This window comes from Erwinia sp. GW821-FHT03D09 (assembly GCF_059420805.1).
The window spans coordinates 62767-82547 of record NZ_JBWKUK010000005.1 but is presented as its reverse complement, the minus strand read 5'-3'; the positions used below and the strand labels follow the sequence as shown (position 1 = coordinate 82547).

The following is a 19781-nucleotide window of genomic DNA, read 5'->3' as shown; positions in this document are numbered from 1 at the left end:
GCAATTTCGATGCCAAAAATTAACGTGATGATTTATAAGGAAAGAGATGAGGAATAAGCAAATCCTCTGATCGGCAAGAGTGCAAATTTCGTGTGAGTTGCGCAGAGAATGCGCAGGCAGCGGCCCCTACAGACGGGGCCGCTGGTAAACAGTGGGATGCAAAAGGGGGAGGTGAATTAGTGGGTACTGCCCTGCAGACGCGTGAATTCATCTTTGGCTTTCTGCAGCTGGCTGACAAAAGCCGGTTCCGCATGCAGACGCGCGACAATGGCTGACGCCACTACGCGGGCGGCCGTAACATCGCTTTGCCAGTGATATCCGCAGATCACCCGGCTCTGTCCCATCTCATAGCCCCGCTGCAGGATCTGGCCCTGCCGGTCAGGATTAATTTCGGACAGCACCAGCGCGGTAGCCCAGCCGATGGTGGTATGCCCGGAAGGATAAGACCCGTTGGTTGACAGTTTTCCTTCCTCGTCTGAGCGGCAGGTCGCCTCATGGTAAAAGGCGAACGGACGGATACGCATGTAGTGCTCTTTGGCGCTGCGGGTGGCAAGATCGCCCGCATCCTCACGCATTTTTTTTACCAGCCGGTTTAATTCGGGCGTTTTTTCTTCGCTGATGGGCATGCCATACGCGTCTGAAAACGCTTCTGCCACGCCGTCTCCCTCAACGTTCGCATCTTTCCACGCCTGCTTACCTCGTGGAGTGTTACGCAGCATTTTTCCCGCGTCATACTGGGTTTTGTCATTCAGAAACTCAATGCTGTCCACCGCAGGTGGAGGAGGAAGCAGCGCCAGGCTGTCAATGGATTGTGACTCTTTCAGGAAGTAAACATCAGGTTTGGTGGTGACATCTTTTGCAGCCAGGGCCAGTGGAGACATAACAGCAGCAATTAACGTCCCCAGGACGATTTTATTCATTATTAATTTCCCTATTACTCTTGATATACAACAGGCTGTTCATTCAGCACCTAACAATCTAACCAACCACCCCGGGCAATCCTATAACGCAGGGAGATTGTTGCAACCCACGAGATCACAAAACCCGCCATCTCCAGGAAAATCATCGGGCAGAGAAAAAAAAACCCTCGCCGGAGCGAGGGGTTGTGGTCACGGCAGTCGGGATCAGCTGTTAATCTGCGCGTGCATTTCCTGCACCGAGATAACCTGGTCGATCGCGCTGGCGTTCAGCGAGTTCGCCGTGGCGAAAGCACCGTTCAGCGTGGTGTCGTAGTGCACTTTGTACTGCAGTGCACTGCGGCGGATCAGCTTGGAGTCCTCAATCGCCTGGCGGCCTGCGGTAGTGTTGACGATGTAAACGTACTCACCGTTCTTCACGCGGTCCTGAATGTGCGGACGGCCTTCATGCACCTTGTTGACGCGACGCACTTCGATACCGGCAGCCTTCAACACCGCTGCGGTGCCGTCGGTGGCATCCAGCTCAAAGCCAAAGCCCAGCAGGCGACGCGCCAGCTCAACGATACGTTTCTTATCGCCTTCACGCACTGACAGCAGCGCACGGCCGCTCTTCTTCATGTTGCTCTGCGCGCCCAGCATCGCTTTGCTGAAGGCTTCAGCGAAGGTGCGGCCCACGCCCATCACTTCGCCGGTAGAGCGCATTTCAGGGCCAAGGATTGGGTCCACGCCCTGGAACTTATTGAACGGCAGCACCACTTCTTTCACCGAGTAGTACGGCGGGATAACCTCTTCAGTGACACCCTGCTCCGCCAGCGTTTTACCGGCCATCACGCGCGCTGCCACTTTCGCCAGCGGCACGCCTGTAGCTTTGGAGACGAACGGTACGGTACGGGCGGCACGTGGGTTCACCTCAATCAGGTAAACTTCGTTATCCTTCACCGCAAACTGCACGTTCATCAGACCGCGAACGCCCAGTTCGAAGGCCAGCTTCTCAACCTGCTGACGCATCACATCCTGGATTTCCTTGCTCAGCGTGTAGGCCGGCAGGGAGCAGGCGGAGTCACCGGAGTGAACGCCAGCTTGTTCGATGTGTTCCATGATGCCGCCAATCAGCACCTGCTCGCCGTCGCAGATCGCATCCACGTCCACCTCAACTGCGTCGTCGAGGAAGCGATCCAGCAGCACCGGTGCGTCGTTAGAGACGGAAACCGCCGTGGTGAAGTAGCGCTTCAGGTCGATTTCGTCGTAAACGATTTCCATCGCCCGACCGCCCAGCACGTAGGAAGGACGCACCACCAGCGGATAGCCGATGGTTGCCGCTTTCTCTACCGCCATTTCGATGGTGGTGACGGTGGCGTTGGCAGGCTGTTTCAGCGCCAGGCGGTCAACCGCCTGCTGGAAACGCTCACGGTCTTCGGCACGGTCAATCGCGTCCGGGCTGGTGCCGATAACCGGCACGCCTGCGGCTTCCAGCGCACGCGCCAGCTTCAGCGGAGTCTGGCCGCCGTACTGCACGATCACACCTTTCGGCTTCTCGATGCGCACGATTTCCAGCACGTCTTCCAGCGTTACGGGTTCAAAGTACAGGCGGTCTGAAGTGTCGTAATCGGTGGAGACGGTTTCCGGGTTACAGTTCACCATGATGGTTTCGAAACCGTCTTCGCGTAGCGCCAGCGAGGCGTGAACGCAGCAGTAGTCGAATTCGATACCCTGGCCGATACGGTTTGGACCACCGCCCAGCACCATGATTTTGTCGCGATCCTGATTCGGGTTCGCTTCGCACTCTTCTTCATAGGTGGAGTACATGTAGGCAGTATCGGTCGAGAATTCGGCCGCACAGGTATCCACACGTTTGTACACCGGATGCAGATTGTGCTGCTCGCGCAGTTTACGAATCTCAGACTCTGTCACACCAGCAACCGCTGCCAGGCGCGCATCGGCAAAGCCTTTACGCTTCAGGGTGCGCAGGAAGTCGTAGGTCAGGCCGTTCAGACCGACTTTCGCTACCTGCTGCTCCAGCTGAACCAGCTCTTCAATCTGCACCAGGAACCAGCGATCCACGTTGGTCAGCGCGAAGACATCTTCCACGGTCATTCCGGCACGGAAGGCGTCGGCGATGTACCAGATACGGTCTGAACCGGCATCTTTCAACTCGCGGCGAATGATGGTCAGCGCTTCCGCATCGTTAAGGTCAACTTTCGGGTCGAAGCCGTTCGCGCCCACTTCCAGACCGCGCAGTGCTTTCTGCATCGATTCCTGCAGCGTGCGGCCAATCGCCATCACTTCACCCACGGATTTCATCTGTGTGGTCAGACGGTCGTTAGCACCGGCAAATTTCTCGAAGTTGAAGCGTGGGATCTTGGTAACCACGTAGTCGATAGACGGTTCGAACGAGGCCGGGGTCAGGCCGCCGGTGATATCGTTGGTCAGCTCATCGAGGGTGAAGCCCACCGCCAGCTTGGCGGCGATTTTTGCAATCGGGAAGCCGGTCGCTTTCGATGCCAGCGCGGAAGAGCGTGATACGCGCGGGTTCATTTCGATAACGATCAGGCGGCCGTTTTCCGGGTTAACGGAGAACTGCACGTTGGAGCCCCCGGTTTCCACGCCGATTTCACGCAGAACCGCCAGCGAGGCGTTACGCATGATCTGGTACTCTTTGTCGGTCAGCGTCTGGGCTGGCGCAACGGTAATCGAGTCACCGGTGTGGATGCCCATGGCATCGAAGTTTTCAATCGAGCAGACGATGATGCAGTTGTCGTTTTTATCACGCACCACTTCCATCTCGTACTCTTTCCAGCCAATCAGCGACTCATCAATCAGCAGCTCGTTGGTTGGCGACAGATCCAGACCGCGCTCGCAGATCTCTTCGAACTCTTCCCGGTTATAGGCGATACCGCCACCGGTGCCGCCCATAGTAAAGGAAGGGCGGATAATGCACGGGAAGCCCACGTCGGCGGCAACCGCCAGCGCTTCTTCCATATTGTGTGCGATACCGGAACGCGCGGTGTCCAGGCCGATGCTTTTCATCGCTACGTCGAAACGGCGACGGTCTTCCGCTTTATCAATCGCGTCAGCAGTGGCACCAATCATGGTCACGCCGAACTCTTCCAGCACGCCACGGCGCTCCAGCTCCAGCGCACAGTTCAGCGCAGTCTGGCCGCCCATGGTTGGCAGTACCGCATCCGGGCGCTCTTTTTCGATGATTTTACGCACCACTTCCCAGTTAATCGGCTCGATGTAGGTCGCATCGGCCATATCCGGGTCGGTCATAATGGTCGCCGGGTTAGAGTTCACCAGGATAACGCGGTAGCCCTCTTCACGCAGCGCCTTACACGCCTGCGCACCGGAATAGTCGAACTCACAGGCCTGACCGATAACGATAGGACCTGCGCCAATGATCAGGATACTTTTTATGTCTGTACGTTTTGGCATTTCTCTCTCTCCTGACCTTATTTCGCGCTGGAACGGTAAGCTTCAATCAGTTCGATAAAGTGATCGAACAGGGGGGCTGCATCGTGCGGACCCGGGCTGGCTTCAGGGTGCCCCTGGAAGCTGAAAGCCGCTTTATCCGTGCGGTGGATGCCCTGTACCGTGTGGTCAAACAGTGAGGTATGGGTCACGCGCAGATTCGCCGGCAGATTGCTGTTATCAACGGCGAAGCCGTGGTTCTGAGCGGTGATCATCACGGTGTTTTTGTCGTGATCTTTCACCGGGTGGTTGCCGCCGTGGTGGCCGAGTTTCATCTTCACGGTTTTTGCACCGCTGGCCAGCGCCAGCAGCTGGTGGCCAAGGCAGATGCCGAATACCGGGATGTCGGTTTCCAGGAAGCGCTTAATCGCGCTGATGGCGTAGTCACACGGCTCCGGGTCACCAGGACCGTTGGAGAGGAAAATACCGTCCGGGTTCAGCTTCAGTACCTCTTCAGCAGGGGTCTGTGCAGGCACCACGGTCAGGCGGCAGCCGCGATCCACCAGCATGCGCAGAATATTACGCTTCACGCCGTAATCGTAAGCCACGACGTGGAACGGCAGTTCGCTTTCCGCTTTCACCGCAGGCAGGTCGCCTTCCAGCGTCCAGCTACCCTGCAGCCAGCTGTAGGCTTCCGGGGTGGTCACTTCTTTCGCCAGGTCCATGCCTTTCAGGCCAGGGAAGGCTTTCGCTTTTTCCAGTGCTACGGTAGCATCCGGTGCATCTCCGGCAATAATGCAGCCGTTCTGCGCCCCTTTTTCGCGCAGCAGGCGAGTCAGCTTACGCGTATCGATATCGGCAATAGCGACAATGTTGTTGCGAACCAGATAGCCGGTCAGCCCTTCTTCATTGCGGTAGTTGCTGGCAATCAGCGGTAAGTCACGGATCACCAGACCCTGTGCATGTACCTGAGTAGATTCTGCGTCAGCGGAGTTGGTGCCGACATTGCCGATATGGGGATAAGTAAGAGTAACAATTTGGCGGGAATAGGAAGGATCAGTGAGGATTTCTTGATAACCGGTCATTGAAGTGTTGAAAACAACTTCTCCCACTGCCGATCCGGTTGCCCCGATGGCCCGACCGTGGAATTGGGTTCCGTCTTCCAGAACCAAGAGCGCTGACTTAATCAAAACATCCTCCAGGGAATAAACAGTCATAATATCTGCATATTAATTCAGAAATAGCGCCGAATCAATGCAAAAACTGCCTGACTGCTCAGTTTTTGGCAAATTGCGCGCATTCTAATGATCGCCCTTGCGAATGTCTACCCTGCGAGGCACTTTTTCTTCACTTTTTAACTCACTGGTCGATTTATCAGAAGATTAACGCTGAAAACACCACATATCCTGGCAATAAAATCGGTTGCTTACCAGCGAATGCATAAAAACGAATATCAAAGCGTGAAAAAGTGGACCAAATGGTCAAAAATCTTATGAAAATGGGATACAGGAAGGGATAAAAGTTACTTTATAAGAGCTACATGTTAAAAATTTCGTAAAGATATCATTTTAAAAAAAATAAAAAGGGCAATAAAATTATTGCCCAGCCAATCATAAACTTATGATTGAAATAACCACATTACGATGGTTTACAACGCTTAAAAATCATCAAGATTAAGCACATTTCTCATATCAAAAAGACCTGATTTATGCGAACTCAACCATAATCCGGCTTTAACCGCACCATTAGCAAAGGTCATGCGACTGGAAGCCTTGTGGGTAATCTCTACACGCTCGCCGATATCTGCAAACATAGCGGTATGCTCACCCACAATATCGCCCGCACGAACGGTGGCAAAACCAATGGTCTGCGCCTTGCGTTCCCCGGTGATACCTTCACGGGCGTAAACCGCGTGCTCATTCAGATCCCAGTCCATCGCATCGGCAATCGCTTCACCCATCGCCAGCGCCGTGCCGGAAGGGGCATCAACTTTGTGGCGGTGGTGAGCTTCAACAATTTCGATATCCGCGTACTCACCCATCACTTTAGCCGCTTTCTCCAGCAGCTTAAGTACCAGGTTCACGCCAACGCTAAAGTTAGCGGCAAACACGATACCAATGTCTTCCGCCGCCGCCTTGATTGCGGCTTTTCCTGCGTCATCAAAACCGGTGGTGCCAATCACCATCGCTTTTTTATGCTGGCGGCAAAATTCCAGATAGCTCAACGTTGCTTCCGGGCGGGTGAAGTCGATCAGCACGTCGAAGTCATTCACTACCGCGTCCAGGCTGTCGCTAATCTTCACGCCCTGTACGCCACAGCCGGCCAGTTCACCGGCATCGCTGCCCACCAGGGATGATCCGGCACGCACTACGGCGGCCCCCAGACGTGCACCTTCAGCCTGAACAGCAGCCTGAATCAGCTGACGCCCCATACGCCCTGCGGCTCCCACAACGGCGATACGGATTTCTGCGTTACTCATAATTATTCATTCCTGAAAGATTTCTATGCATGCAAAGCGCATACAGATTAACCACGCGTTAACCTCTGCGCCACAATTAAAACCACATAATTAGAATTTTACGCCAGCTGGCGCAGATTATCAGTAAAACAGATTTATGGCGGGTGAGGGAGGATTTGTCGCGGGTGGCTTTGGGTTGGGGGGACAACTTGGATCGTAGTGTGGCTGGTATTTATGCCGCTGATGGCTTTGGGTTGGGGGGACAACCTGGATCGTAGTGTGGCTGGTATTTATGCCGCTGATGGCTTTGGGTTGGGGGGGACAGCCTGAATCATAGTGTGGCTGATATTTATACCGCTGATGGCTTTGGGTTGGGGAGACAGCCTCTGCGGCTTCCGGGCGGTCCTCGTGCCGCTGCGCGGTGCCTTCGTCTACGGCATCCGGCCTGTCGGATCGGAGAAGATGGCGCATCCCTGCACCAGCTTCTCCTGACGGCAACATCCCTGTTGCCGTCTCCTGGCCTGCTGCCTCCACCTCAGCGCTGCGGAATGCCCTGCAGCCGCAGAGGCTGTCTCCCCTTTTATCAATATCGTCGCGGTTCAAAAACAACGTCAGGCGAGGCGGCCATGTATATGGTTGTTTTCAACAGGCAGCACGGAACGGAAAGAGGCCGCTTTCAACAGGCAACACGGTAAGTGAGGCGAGGACGGGTGGGCTTTGGCAGGGCAATCCGCAGCGCGGAACGGAGAAAGGAAGACTGGACTCGCCAACAGGACGTTGGCGAGAGGTGAAGCTGGCGCAGGGACGCGCCATCTTCACCGCTCCAAAAGGCTGACGAACGCAGTGAGGGGACCGGGTGAAACCCGGCGCGAGGACCGCCAGGCCAAACCCCACCCGTCCTTGCTACTACCCGAACAACAGCCCTTGAGACAAAAGCTATCTATCCGGCAGCGACTAATTCAACAACCATCTATCCGATAGCTTCTATCCGGCAACCGCAAATCTCAGCGACTTATTCGACCTGCCGAACCTCAACGCGCAGCTCTTTCGGCACTTCAAACACGATATTCTCTTCGCGACCAATCAGCTCAATGGCATCCACACCGCCAAGCTGGTTCAGCCGCTGGATAACTTCCTGCACCAGCACGTCAGGAGCGGAAGCCCCCGCGGTCACGCCAACGCAACGCGCGCCCTGAAGCCACTCTTCCTGAATATCATCGGCAGAGTCAATCAGCCGCGCCAGCTTACCGGCACGCTGCGCCAGTTCGGCCAGGCGATTGGAGTTGGACGAGTTCTTCGAGCCAACGACCAGCACCACGTCCGCATCCTTCGACAGCGTTCGCACCGCTTCCTGGCGGTTGGTGGTGGCGTAGCAGATGTCGTCTTTGCGCGGGCCCACAATTTTCGGGAAGCGGGCACGCAGAGCATCGATCACTTCATACGTATCATCAACCGACAGCGTGGTCTGCGTCATAAAGCACAGATTCTCTTCATCCTTAACCTGCAGCTTCCACACATCAGCGGGCTCCTCCACCAGGTACATGCCCCCTTTCGGGTTATTGTACTGGCCCATGGTGCCCTCCACTTCCGGGTGCCCGGCGTGGCCAATCAGGATCGCCTCGGTGCCCTTACGGCTGGCACGCGCGACTTCCATATGCACTTTGGTCACCAGCGGGCAGGTGGCATCGAACAGCATGGTTAAATCACGCGCCTTCGCTTCTGCTCGCACCGCCTGTGAAACGCCGTGGGCGGAGAAAATCAGAATGCAGCCATCCGGCACCTCACTGATTTCCTCAATAAAAATCGCCCCGCGTTCACGCAGGCTGTTAACCACGTAGCGGTTGTGCACCACTTCATGGCGCACGTAAATCGGTGCGCCGTACATCTCCAGCGCACGCTCGACAATGCTGATGGCGCGATCAACACCCGCACAAAAACCGCGTGGGTTAGCCAACAGGATCTGCATTAGCCGCCTCCAGTACCGGATCGATCTCCAGTACTTCTACGTCAAAATGAATGGTCTGCCCGGCCAGCGGATGGTTGAAATCAACGGTGATCGAGTCACCGGAAATCTCACGGATCACACCGGGCATTTCGTTACCGTCCATGCCGGAGAACAGCATAATTGCGCCGACCTCCGGTTCGCCTGCCTGCATAAAGTCACGGCGCGAGAAGTACTGAATCAGATCCGGGCTGATGCCGCCAAAAGCGTCTTCAGACTCCAGCGCAAAAGCATGCTTGTCACCGACCTTCAGTCCGATCAGCTGGTTCTCCAGCCCTTCGGACAGGCTGCCGTCACCAAGGCAAAAAAGCGCCGGCTTACCGTTATTGCGCGTGGATTCTGCGGTCGATCCATCCGCCAGTTTTAAGGTGAAATGCACCAGCAGTGAGCTGTCGCGCTTTACAGTATCGATCATACCCTACCCTTAATTCTTAGCCTGTTTACCGGCCGGGCTGATAAACCCTTCCAGTACGACCAGCGCAGCGCCAATACAGATAGCGCAGTCAGCGATATTGAACGTCGCGAAGTGCCAGTCTCCAACGTAAAAATCGATGAAGTCCACCACGAAGCCATGATATGACCGGTCAAACAGGTTGCCCAATGCGCCTCCCACGATCAGCGCATAGGCGATGTTATTCAGTCTATTGCTCGCCGGGCTGCGGTACATCATCACCAGCAGCACGACAACGATAGCAATGGCAATACCGGCGAAGAACCAGCGCTGCCAGCCACCTTTATCGGCGAGGAAGCTGAACGCCGCGCCGTAGTTGTGAGCATAAAAGAAGTTAAAAAATGGCATCACCGGCATCGACTCGTGCAGCATCAGCGTATTCATAATCCACTGTTTACTGGCGAAATCGATGCCAATCACCACGAGCACCAGCCACAGCCAGCGCAATCCGGTAGAGAGAACGGGGCGGCTCATTATGCAAACTTACGCAGTTCGCCGCTGCCCGCGACGTTGGTGGCACAGCGGCCACAAACGTCTGCATGCGCAGCGTTTTGACCGATATCGGTAGTGTAATGCCAGCAGCGCGGACACTTCTCACCGTCTGCTTTATGCAGAGTAATCTTCAGGCCTTTGATAACCTCGCTCTGCTGCGCATCGTCCGTCGCCTGGGCGTAATCCGCCACATCAGCACCGGAGGTCAGCAGCACAAAGCGCAGCTCTTCACCCAGACTGTTCAGCTTCGCGGCCAGCTCAGCATCGGCATACAGGGTTACGCTGGCTTCCAGTGAACCACCAATAAGCTTATCTGCACGCGCCTGCTCAAGCACCTTGTTGACTTCAGTACGTACTTTCAGCAGATCCGCCCAGTAGGCGTCGTTCATAGATTCATCCGCCGCCAGACTGAACAGGCCATCGAACCACTCTTCGGTAAACACGTACTGGCTGCGTTTACCCGGCAGGTAGTCCCAGATCTCATCGGCGGTAAACGACATGATCGGTGCCATCCAGCGCACCAGCGCTTCAGCGATGTACCACAGCGCGGTCTGGCAGCTGCGGCGTGCCAGGCCATCGGCCTTCGCGGTGTACTGACGGTCTTTGATGATGTCGAGGTAGAAGGAGCCCATTTCTACCGAGCAGAACTGCATCAGGCGCTGAACCACTTCGTGGAAGTCGTAGGCTTCATAAGAGGCAACGATATCGTTCTGTGCTGCCAGCGCACGGCCCACAGCCCAGCGATCCACGACCACCATATCTTCCGGTTTCACCAGGTCGGTTTCCGGATTAAAGCCCGCCAGGTTGGCCAGCAGGAAGCGCGCGGTGTTTCGAATACGGCGATAGCTGTCGGCGGAACGCTTAAGAATTTCGTCGGAAACGGCGATTTCACCGGAGTAGTCGGTAGAAGCCACCCACAGACGCAGAATATCCGCGCCCAGCTTGTTCATCACGTCCTGCGGTGAAACGGTGTTGCCCAGCGATTTCGACATCTTACGGCCCTGACCATCAACGGTGAAACCGTGGGTCAGTACCTGACGGTAAGGCGCTTTGCCCTTCATCGCCGTCGAGATCATCAGTGAAGACATAAACCAGCCGCGATGCTGGTCAGACCCTTCCAGATACATATCCGGGGTGTGGCCGCCGAACTCAGGGCGCGCATCCACAACAGAGTAGCTGGTTGAACCGGAGTCAAACCATACGTCCAGCGTATCCGGCACTTTCACATAGTTGTCGGCGTCATCACCCATCAGGTCACGCGGGTCAAGATCCCACCACGCCTGAATACCTTCCTCTTCAACGCGCAGAGCCACTTTTTCCATCAGCGCCAGGCTGTCCGGATGCAGCTGCTCGGTGTCTTTGTGCACAAACAGCGCCATCGGCACACCCCAGGTACGCTGGCGTGAGATACACCAGTCAGGGCGGTTCGCCACCATCGCTTCGATACGCGCCTGGCCCCAGTCCGGTATCCACTGCACGCCTTTGATCTCTTTCAGCGACTGCGCACGCAGGCCTTTCTGATCCATACTGATAAACCACTGCGGAGTTGCACGGAAGATAATCGGCGTTTTGTGACGCCAGCAGTGCGGGTAGCTGTGCTGCAGTTTTTCAGCGTGCAGCAGGGCACCCTTCTCTTTCAGCAGCTCAACGATCATATCATTGGCTTTAAAGACGTTAACGCCGTCCAGCGTCGGATAGGTACCCGGCAGATAGGTGCCGTCCGGGCCAACCGGGTTAGCGGTTTCCAGACCGTATTTCTGACCGATGACATAGTCATCCGGGCCGTGGCCCGGTGCGGTATGCACGGCACCGGTACCGGCTTCCAGCGTAACGTGTTCACCCAGCACGACTTTCGACTGGATCTGCTCAAGGAACGGATGCTGGAATAGCTGAAGCTCCAGCGCTTCACCTTTGCATTCGCCCAGCACGGTCCACTCGGCAACGCCCGCGCGTTTCATTACGCTTTCCACCAGCTCTTTCGCCAGGATCAGGCTGCGGCCTTCGATCTGCACCAGCTGGTACTCGAATTCCGGATGCAGGGAGATACCGCGGTTAGCCGGCATGGTCCACGGGGTGGTGGTCCAGATAACCAGAGAAACCGGGCCTTCTGAAGCGGCAACGCCAAACTTCGCGCGCACAGCATCGGCATCCAGCGCGTTAAACATCACGTCGATGGATGGCGAGGTTTTGTCGTAATACTCAACTTCGGCTTCCGCCAGCGCGGAACGGCAGTCCAGGCACCAGTGCACCGGCTTAGCGCCTTTGTGCAGGTGGCCGTTACCGATGATTTTACCCAACGCACGGATGATGTTGGCTTCGGTTTTGAAGTTCATCGTCAGGTACGGGCGATCCCAGTCGCCCAGCACGCCCAGGCGGATGAAGTCAACTTTCTGCCCTTCAACCTGCTCGGCCGCGTATTTACGGCAGGCGGCGCGGAACTCAGCCGGAGTCACTTTCTCGCCCGGCTTGCCGATCATCTGCTCGACTTTGTGTTCGATAGGCAGACCGTGGCAGTCCCAACCCGGGACATACGGCGAATCGTAACCCGCCATGCCTTTCGACTTAACGATAATATCTTTCAGAATCTTGTTTACTGAGTGACCAATATGAATGCTGCCGTTCGCATAAGGAGGGCCATCATGAAGGATAAAGGTTTTTTTCCCTTTTTTGGCTTCGCGGATGATGCCGTACAGTTTGTCATCATACCAACGTTGCAGCATTCCCGGTTCGCGTTTGGCCAGATCGCCACGCATCGGGAACCCCGTTTCCGGCAAATTCAGGGTAGATTTATAGTCACTCATCAGATTCTCGATTCCGTATTTCGCTTCAGTTCTGTTTAAACCGGTGTCTGTAGCCCGAAAAAGTCGCGGGCAGTCACCACATCTTTAGCAATTTGCTCTTTCAGTGCATCGAGCGAGGCAAAGCGCCGCTCGTTGCGAATTTTTTTACGTAGCACCACGTCAATATGGCGCCCGTAAAGGTCGATAGCGACATCCAGCAGATGCACTTCCAGCTGCTGACGCAGCCCGGCAACGGTCGGCCGGGTGCCAATATTGGCCACGCCCGGCAGTGGATGTTCCCCCAAGCCCAACACCTCAACGGCGTACACCCCTTTCACCGGGGAAACGGTACGACGCAGCGGCAGGTTAGCGGTGGGGAAACCGATAGTCCGGCCCAGTGCATCGCCGTGGACCACGCGACCAGAAATGCTGAAGGGATGCCCCAGCAAAACGGCTGCCTGCGACAGGTCGTCGTCTGCGAGTGCCTGACGTACCGCCGTGCTGCTGATACGTTTGCCGTTATCGCAAAATGTCTGGGTGCTGATGACATCGAAACCGTATTCGATGCCAGCCTTCTGTAATAACAGGAAATCGCCCTGGCGACCAGCGCCAAAGCGGAAATCATCACCAACGACAAGGAACTGCACGCCCAGCTTACCGACCAGCAGATCGGCAATGAAACTTTGTGCCGTGTGGGCAGCAAAACGCCTGTCGAAGCGCACGCACAGCACGTTATCGATACCGGCCTGTTCCAGATAACGGACTTTTTCGCGCAGGCGGGTCAGCCGCGCCGGGGCACCGGCAGCCGCGAACAGCTCCAGCGGCTGGGGTTCAAACAGCATTACCATCACCGGCAGATTGCGCTGTCGCCCTTCCTCGCACAAGCGCGCCAGCAGCGCCTGGTGACCGCGGTGTACGCCATCGAAATTACCGATAGCCAGTACGCAGCCGCGATGCTGCTCTCTCAGGTTATGTATACCGCGGATAAACTTCATGGCTGGCTCAAATTTGTGGAAATCGGCGGATTATACCTTGTACAGCGATGAAGGTTAACCCGCGATTGCGGGCTTTCGCGCTTTCTTACTACCATTTCATTCTGTATGGTACTCGCTGGCCATGGGATTATATTTTTTCTTGTGAATAAGCTGTATTCGCCAGGCTTATGCTGGTAGAATCTTGCGCCATCGAAACGTAACCAAGTGCCAAAGTTTCATCGGCGCTTATTTGCACAAATCCATTGACAACCGAAGGCGAAAAGGGCATATTCCTCGGCCTTTGAATTGTCCTCATAGAACTATTTGGGAGTTGGACCTTGGCTAATATCAAATCAGCTAAGAAACGCGCCGTAACGTCTGAGAAGCGTCGTAAGCACAACGCTAGCCGTCGTTCAATGATGCGTACCTTTGTTAAGAAAGTATACGCAGCTATCGCTACTGGCGATAAAGCAGCTGCACAGGCTGCATTCAATGAAATGCAACCTATCGTGGACCGCCAGGCAGCTAAAGGCCTGATCCACAAAAACAAGGCTGCTCGTCATAAAGCAAACCTGGCTGCACAGATCGGCAACCTGGCGTAATGCCTGCTTGTTGATCCGCGTTAAAAAGACCGCCTTACGGCGGTTTTTTTATGCCTGTTAAACGGCAAACAGCGCGCTGAAATCCTTATTGCAGATACGCTGCACCGCAGGATGCTGGATCATCCGTTCAGCAAAAATCACATGGTACTCTTCCACCACCGCTTCCGGTCGTCCCAGTTCGACAATCCCTTCATCATAATAGCTTTCCTTACCGTACAGCGTAGGCGCCACAAAAATAGCCCGATTCGCGGCACCAAAAGCCTTCATCAACGCCGCATCATCGAACTCACCGAGAATGGTCACGTCCAGGTTTTGCGACTGGAACCAGTTTAGTAGCCTACGCCCCAACATTGAACGCCGGCCGGGGACCAGCAGATTATGCGCGGTCAGACAGGTCGGAAATCCGCTATCGGCCAGGACATCGTGGCACCAGAAGCTGACGCCGCATTCACCCAGCTTGATGGAAAACAACCCCGCCTGCTGCGAGGAATCCACCGGGCAGTCGGAGAGGATCATATCCAGCTTGTGCTCGCTGAGCTGCTCCAGCAGCAGCTCATGGGTGGATTCAAAGCAGCGCAGATGAATAGGCTCCGCTTCCCGTACGGCGGTGGCCAGAATCTGGCTGACCAGCTTTTTGGACAGCGCATCGGCCACGCCAACGTCAAACAGCAGGCTCGCTTCTTTGCGGTAGTTAACGATATCCAGCATTTCCTGACTCAGGGTAAACATTCGGTCGGCGTAGCGGAACACCAGCTGTCCCAGTTCTGAAGGCACCAGCCCCCTTCCCTGTCGTTTGAACAGGCGGCCCTGCAGACGCTCCTCCAGCGCCTTCAGCTGGCCCGTAATGGTTTGCGGCGTGAGGTTGAGTACCTCAGCGGCTTTAACCACCGAGCCGGTTTTACAGACCTGCCAGAAGTAATAGAGGTGGTTAAAGTTCATCTGCGACATTTCATCCCCCGCAACGCGCTACTTCAGCTTAACCCGCAGCAGCAGATAGCCCACCACGGCGGAAACCACCGAGCCGGTCAGGATACCCAGTTTCGCCAGCGTGACCATCTCTTCATGCTGCGCATCAAAGGCCAGTGAAGCGATAAAAATCGACATGGTAAAACCAATCCCGCACAGCATGCCGACGGCGGCAATATCAACCATTTTGGTACGCTCGGGCAGCGCGGCAATTTTCAGCTTTACCGACAGCCAGCAGATCAGCGTAATGCCCAGTGGTTTGCCGATAAACAGGCCAAGGATAATCCCCAGCGGCACGGCGGAGTACAGACCGTTAAGTGAAACGCCACTCAGCGACACACCGGCGTTAGCAAAAGCGAACAGCGGCAGGATGATCCAGCTGACCCAGGGCTGTAACCCGTGCGCCAGATCGATAGACGGTGAAACGTCTCCCTCTCCCTTCAACGGGATAAAGAAGCCGACGATCACCCCGGCCAGCGTGGCATGAACACCGGACTTCAGCACGGCCACCCACAGCACGACGCCGACCAGCAGATACAGCGAGGTCTTACGTACACCGCACAGATTCAACAGCGCCAACGCGACAACACAAGCAGCAGCCACGCTCAGCGAGAGCAGCGAAAGGTTGCTGGTGTAGAAGAAGGCGATAATCACGATCGCCCCGAGATCGTCAATGACCGCCAGCGCCATCAGGAACATTTTTAACTGTACCGGTACCCGACTACCCAGCAGCGCGAGGATACCCAGCGCAAAGGCAATGTCCGTGGCAGTAGGGATTGCCCAGCCGTGGATCGCCAGAGGATCGCTATGGTTAAAGGCGGTGAAGATCAGGGCCGGAGCCAGCATCCCGCCCAATGCGGCGATAAGCGGGAACATCGCCCGCTCGCGGCTGTTCAGCGAGCCGGTGACCAGTTCGCGTTTCACCTCAAGACCAATCAGCAGGAAGAACAGTGCCATCAGCGCATCATTGATCCACAGCAGCAGATCTTTGTTGATGTCGAGTTCCCCAAAACGGAACTGCACCGGCATCGTCAGCAGCGCCTGATATCCCTGCTGGGTAGCGCTACTGTTCGCCAGAAACATCGCAATGGCCGCAGCCACGATCAGTACCACACCGCCGGTGGCGTCATTGTTAAGCAGACGCTTAAGAGCTGTTTTCATCGAAGATTCCATTAATTCGAGTGTGAGCGTAACGAGACACACAGCATACCCGCTTTAACTCTTCGTAAAAAACAGATTATAAATGGTTAACCGATCGGAATTTCCGAAGCATGGATATCCGCTACAATGAATCCGTACGTAATCTGAGGCGGAAAATACCGTTAAGTGGAAGAAAATGTGTAGATGAATACGAGCTACCGAATAAATAAAATGGGCGGTCCTGTTGAGACCGCCCATCGAATACTGCGCCGTAAAGGGTAAACCAGATTAGCGCGTCAGATCGTCAAAAAACTTTTTCACGCCGTCAAAGAAGCTTTTAGAGCGAGGGCTGTTCTGATCGCCGCTCGGCCCACCAAAGCTCTCTTCAAGTTCGCGCAGTAATGTTTTCTGCTTCTCGTTCAGGCTGACCGGGGTTTCCACCACCACGCGGCACAGCAGGTCGCCCTGCGCGCCACCGCGTACGGATTTCACGCCTTTACCGCGCATGCGGAACAGCTTGCCGGTCTGCGTTTCCGCAGGCACTTTCAGCTTCACGCGGCCATCAAGGGTCGGCACTTCAATCTCGCCGCCCAGGGCTGCCATCGCGAAGTTGATCGGCACTTCGCAGTACAGGTTGTTCTCTTCACGTTCGAAGATGCGGTGTTTTTTCACCTGCACCTGAACGTACAAATCGCCCGACGGTGCGCCATGCTCGCCCGCTTCACCTTCGCCACTCAGACGAATGCGATCGCCGGTATCCACGCCAGCCGGAATTTTCACCGACAGCGTTTTAGACTTCTCTACGCGGCCGTGGCCGTGACAGGCGTTGCACGGATCTTTAATGACTGAACCGCGACCGTGACAGGTCGGACACGCCTGCTGAACGGTGAAGAAGCCCTGGCGCATCTGCACCTGGCCTGCACCATGACAGGTTGAACAGGTCTGCGGCTTGGTTCCCGCTTTCGCTCCGCTGCCGTGGCAAACTTCACACTCTTCCAGCGTTGGAATGCGGATCTCTTTGGTCACGCCGCGTACCGCTTCTTCCAGCGTCAGTTCCATGTTGTAGCGCAAATCAGCTCCACGTGCGGCGCGCTGCTGACGGCGTCCTCCGCCGAAGATATCGCCGAATACGTCGCCAAAGATATCGCTAAAATCTGCACCGCCACCGCCGAAACCACCGCCGCCGCCCATTCCGCCCTGTTCAAAGGCAGCATGGCCGTACTGATCGTAAGCCGCACGTTTCTGCGCATCGGTCAGAATTTCGTACGCTTCTTTGATCTCTTTGAATTTCCCTTCGGCTTCTTTATCGCCCTGGTTGCGGTCAGGGTGGAACTTCATCGCAAGACGTTTATAAGCCTTTTTGATTTCACGCTCTTCCGCAGATTTGGAAACGCCTAAAACCTCGTAATAGTCTTTCTTCGCCATTGTTATTGATCCTGCCCTTAACATGCGTGCACGGGCGGGGAGAAATCTCCACGCCCGTGCTGGTTAATACGATGCTCCACCGGGGGAGCATCATGCCCGCTCAAGGGCGATTATTTCTTGTCTTTAACTTCTTCGAATTCGGCGTCTACGGCGTCGTCATCTTTTTTACCTTCGGCTGCATCTGCTGCGCCGCCAGCGGCCTGCTGCTGCTGAGCAAATTCCATCAGCTTGCCGGACACTTCCATCAGCGCCTGGATTTTCGCTTCAATTTCAGTTTTGTCTTCGCCTTTCAGCGCAGTATCCAGCTCGGCCAGAGCCGCTTCGATTGGCGCTTTCACGTCTGCTGGCAGTTGGTCACCGGCATCAGTCAGCTGCTTGCGGGTGCTGTGCGCAACCTGGTCACCCTGGTTACGGGTCTGCACCAGCTCTTCGAACTTGCGGTCAGACTCAGCGTTGGCTTCCGCATCACGCACCATTTTTTCGATCTCTTCGTCGTTCAGACCGGAGGAGGCCTTAATGGTAATTTTCTGCTCTTTACCGCTGTTTTTGTCTTTAGCGGATACGTGCAGAATACCGTCAGCATCAATGTCAAAGGTGACTTCGATCTGCGGCATACCGCGCGGTGCACCCTGGATACCATCAAGGTTGAACTGGCCCAGTGACTTGTTATCCGCAGCGCGTTTACGCTCACCCTGCACAACATGGATGGTTACGGCAGACTGGTTGTCTTCTGCAGTAGAGAACACCTGGCTGTGCTTGGTTGGAATCGTGGTGTTCTTAGCGATCAGTGAAGTCATCACGCCGCCCATGGTTTCGATACCCAGCGACAGCGGGGTAACATCCAGCAGCAGAACGTCTTTCACCTCACCGGCCAGAACGCCACCCTGAACGGCTGCGCCCACGGCAACGGCTTCGTCCGGGTTAACGTCTTTACGCGGCTCTTTACCGAAGAACTCGGCCACTTTCGCCTGCACCATTGGCATACGAGTCTGACCACCAACGAGGATCACGTCGTTGATATCAGAAACGGACAGACCCGCATCCTGCAGCGCAACTTTCAGCGGCTCGATAGAGCGAGCAACCAGGTCTTCTACCAGTGATTCCAGTTTTGCACGAGTCACTTTGATGTTCAGGTGCTTAGGACCGGTCGCATCCGCTGTGATGTACGGCAGGTTGACGTCGGTCTGCTGTGCAGAAGACAGTTCGATTTTCGCTTTTTCAGCGGCTTCTTTCAGGCGCTGCATCGCCAGCGGATCGTTGTGCAGATCGATACCTGAATCTTTCTTAAACTCACCCACCAGGTAGTTGATCATACGGCTGTCGAAGTCTTCACCACCCAAGTGAGTATCACCGTTTGTTGCCAGAACTTCGAAGGTTTTTTCACCGTCAACTTCATCGATTTCGATGATAGAGATATCGAAAGTACCACCACCCAGGTCGTACACCGCGATGGTGCGGTTGCCCTGGCCTTTATCCAGGCCGTATGCCAGCGCGGCTGCGGTCGGTTCGTTGATGATACGTTTGACTTCCAGACCGGCGATACGGCCGGCATCTTTGGTTGCCTGACGCTGCGCATCGTTGAAGTAAGCCGGTACGGTAATGACCGCTTCGGTCACTGGCTCACCCAGATAGTCTTCCGCCGTTTTCTTCATTTTTTTCAGCACTTCTGCAGAGATCTGCGGAGGTGCTACGCGCTGGCCTTTCACGTCCAGCCATGCGTCACCGTTGTCTGCACCAACGATTTTGAACGGCATGATTTTAATATCACGCTGTACTTCTTCATCCTGGAAGCGACGGCCAATCAGGCGCTTAATCGCAAACAGGGTATTCTGCGGGTTAGTCACAGCCTGACGTTTAGCAGGCTGACCTACCAGCGTTTCACCATCCTGAGTGTAAGCAATGATAGATGGCGTGGTGCGATCGCCTTCCGCATTCTCCAGTACACGCGCCTTGCCGCCATCCATGATAGCTACACAAGAGTTAGTCGTACCCAGGTCAATACCAATAATCTTACCCATCTAAACGTCTCCCACTTAAATTCATTTCAAATCAGGTTATGAACCTTAAATGCGGGCATTTTTCACAGTTTCAACTGCTCATCCCGCTCTTTTTTCCAGGTCCGTAGCCTCGGATGCCAAATAAGATGGGGCCGCCAGCCGCCGCATC

At 55.4% G+C, this 19781-nt stretch carries 14 protein-coding genes; 1 reads left to right on the top strand and 13 read right to left on the bottom strand.

Annotated features, from left to right (window positions below; all coding sequences use genetic code 11):
* Positions 1-176: 176 nt before the first annotated feature.
* The 9 genes from AC07U6_RS06195 to ribF all read right to left on the bottom strand — a co-directional run bounded on the left by AC07U6_RS06195 (position 177) and on the right by ribF (position 13503).
* Positions 177-920, bottom strand: coding sequence for an acid phosphatase (locus AC07U6_RS06195; RefSeq protein WP_494761525.1), 744 nt, complete (start codon positions 918-920; stop codon positions 177-179).
* A gap of 204 nt (positions 921-1124) precedes the next feature.
* Complete coding sequence (gene carB, locus AC07U6_RS06190) at positions 1125-4349, bottom strand: carbamoyl-phosphate synthase large subunit (protein WP_494761524.1); 3225 nt, start codon at positions 4347-4349, stop codon at positions 1125-1127.
* A gap of 17 nt (positions 4350-4366) precedes the next feature.
* Positions 4367-5515 carry a glutamine-hydrolyzing carbamoyl-phosphate synthase small subunit gene (gene carA, locus AC07U6_RS06185; RefSeq protein WP_494761523.1) on the bottom strand — a complete coding sequence of 383 codons (1149 nt, stop codon included), beginning with the start codon at positions 5513-5515 and terminating at the stop codon, positions 4367-4369.
* Positions 5516-5982: 467 nt separating this feature from the next.
* On the bottom strand, positions 5983-6804 hold the full coding sequence (dapB, locus tag AC07U6_RS06180) for a 4-hydroxy-tetrahydrodipicolinate reductase (RefSeq protein WP_494761522.1): 822 nt from the start codon (positions 6802-6804) through the stop codon (positions 5983-5985).
* A gap of 991 nt (positions 6805-7795) precedes the next feature.
* Positions 7796-8749 (bottom strand): 4-hydroxy-3-methylbut-2-enyl diphosphate reductase, encoded by a 954-nt coding sequence (gene ispH, locus AC07U6_RS06175; RefSeq protein ID WP_494761521.1) that lies wholly within the window; start codon positions 8747-8749, stop codon positions 7796-7798.
* Positions 8730-9200 carry an FKBP-type peptidyl-prolyl cis-trans isomerase gene (gene fkpB, locus AC07U6_RS06170; protein WP_494761520.1) on the bottom strand — a complete coding sequence of 157 codons (471 nt, stop codon included), beginning with the start codon at positions 9198-9200 and terminating at the stop codon, positions 8730-8732. Before fkpB ends, ispH begins: the two co-directional genes overlap by 20 nt.
* A gap of 9 nt (positions 9201-9209) precedes the next feature.
* Positions 9210-9710 (bottom strand): signal peptidase II, encoded by a 501-nt coding sequence (lspA, locus tag AC07U6_RS06165; protein WP_494761519.1) that lies wholly within the window; start codon positions 9708-9710, stop codon positions 9210-9212.
* A complete protein-coding gene (gene ileS / locus AC07U6_RS06160) occupies positions 9710-12529 on the bottom strand; it encodes an isoleucine--tRNA ligase (protein WP_494761518.1) in 2820 nt (939 codons plus the stop codon). The genes lspA and ileS overlap by 1 nt, the downstream gene beginning before the upstream one ends.
* 35 nt (positions 12530-12564) lie before the next feature.
* A complete protein-coding gene (gene ribF, locus AC07U6_RS06155; RefSeq protein WP_494761517.1) occupies positions 12565-13503 on the bottom strand; it encodes a bifunctional riboflavin kinase/FAD synthetase in 939 nt (312 codons plus the stop codon).
* Positions 13504-13820: 317 nt separating this feature from the next.
* Between ribF and rpsT the strand changes: the two genes are divergently transcribed.
* Complete coding sequence (gene rpsT / locus AC07U6_RS06150) at positions 13821-14084, top strand: 30S ribosomal protein S20 (RefSeq protein ID WP_123336463.1); 264 nt, start codon at positions 13821-13823, stop codon at positions 14082-14084.
* Positions 14085-14141: 57 nt separating this feature from the next.
* Here the strand turns inward: rpsT and nhaR are convergent, their stop codons facing one another.
* From nhaR to dnaK, 4 genes are all read right to left on the bottom strand, one after another.
* Positions 14142-15032 (bottom strand): transcriptional activator NhaR, encoded by an 891-nt coding sequence (gene nhaR / locus AC07U6_RS06145; protein WP_494761516.1) that lies wholly within the window; start codon positions 15030-15032, stop codon positions 14142-14144.
* An 18-nt stretch (positions 15033-15050) separates the two neighbouring features.
* Positions 15051-16211 carry a Na+/H+ antiporter NhaA gene (gene nhaA / locus AC07U6_RS06140; RefSeq protein ID WP_494761515.1) on the bottom strand — a complete coding sequence of 387 codons (1161 nt, stop codon included), beginning with the start codon at positions 16209-16211 and terminating at the stop codon, positions 15051-15053.
* 267 nt (positions 16212-16478) lie between these two features.
* Complete coding sequence (dnaJ, locus tag AC07U6_RS06135; RefSeq protein ID WP_494761514.1) at positions 16479-17615, bottom strand: molecular chaperone DnaJ; 1137 nt, start codon at positions 17613-17615, stop codon at positions 16479-16481.
* 110 nt (positions 17616-17725) lie between these two features.
* Positions 17726-19633, bottom strand: a complete 1908-nt coding sequence (gene dnaK / locus AC07U6_RS06130) for a molecular chaperone DnaK (protein ID WP_494761513.1) — start codon at positions 19631-19633, stop codon at positions 17726-17728.
* Between the last annotated feature and the right edge of the window lie 148 nt (positions 19634-19781).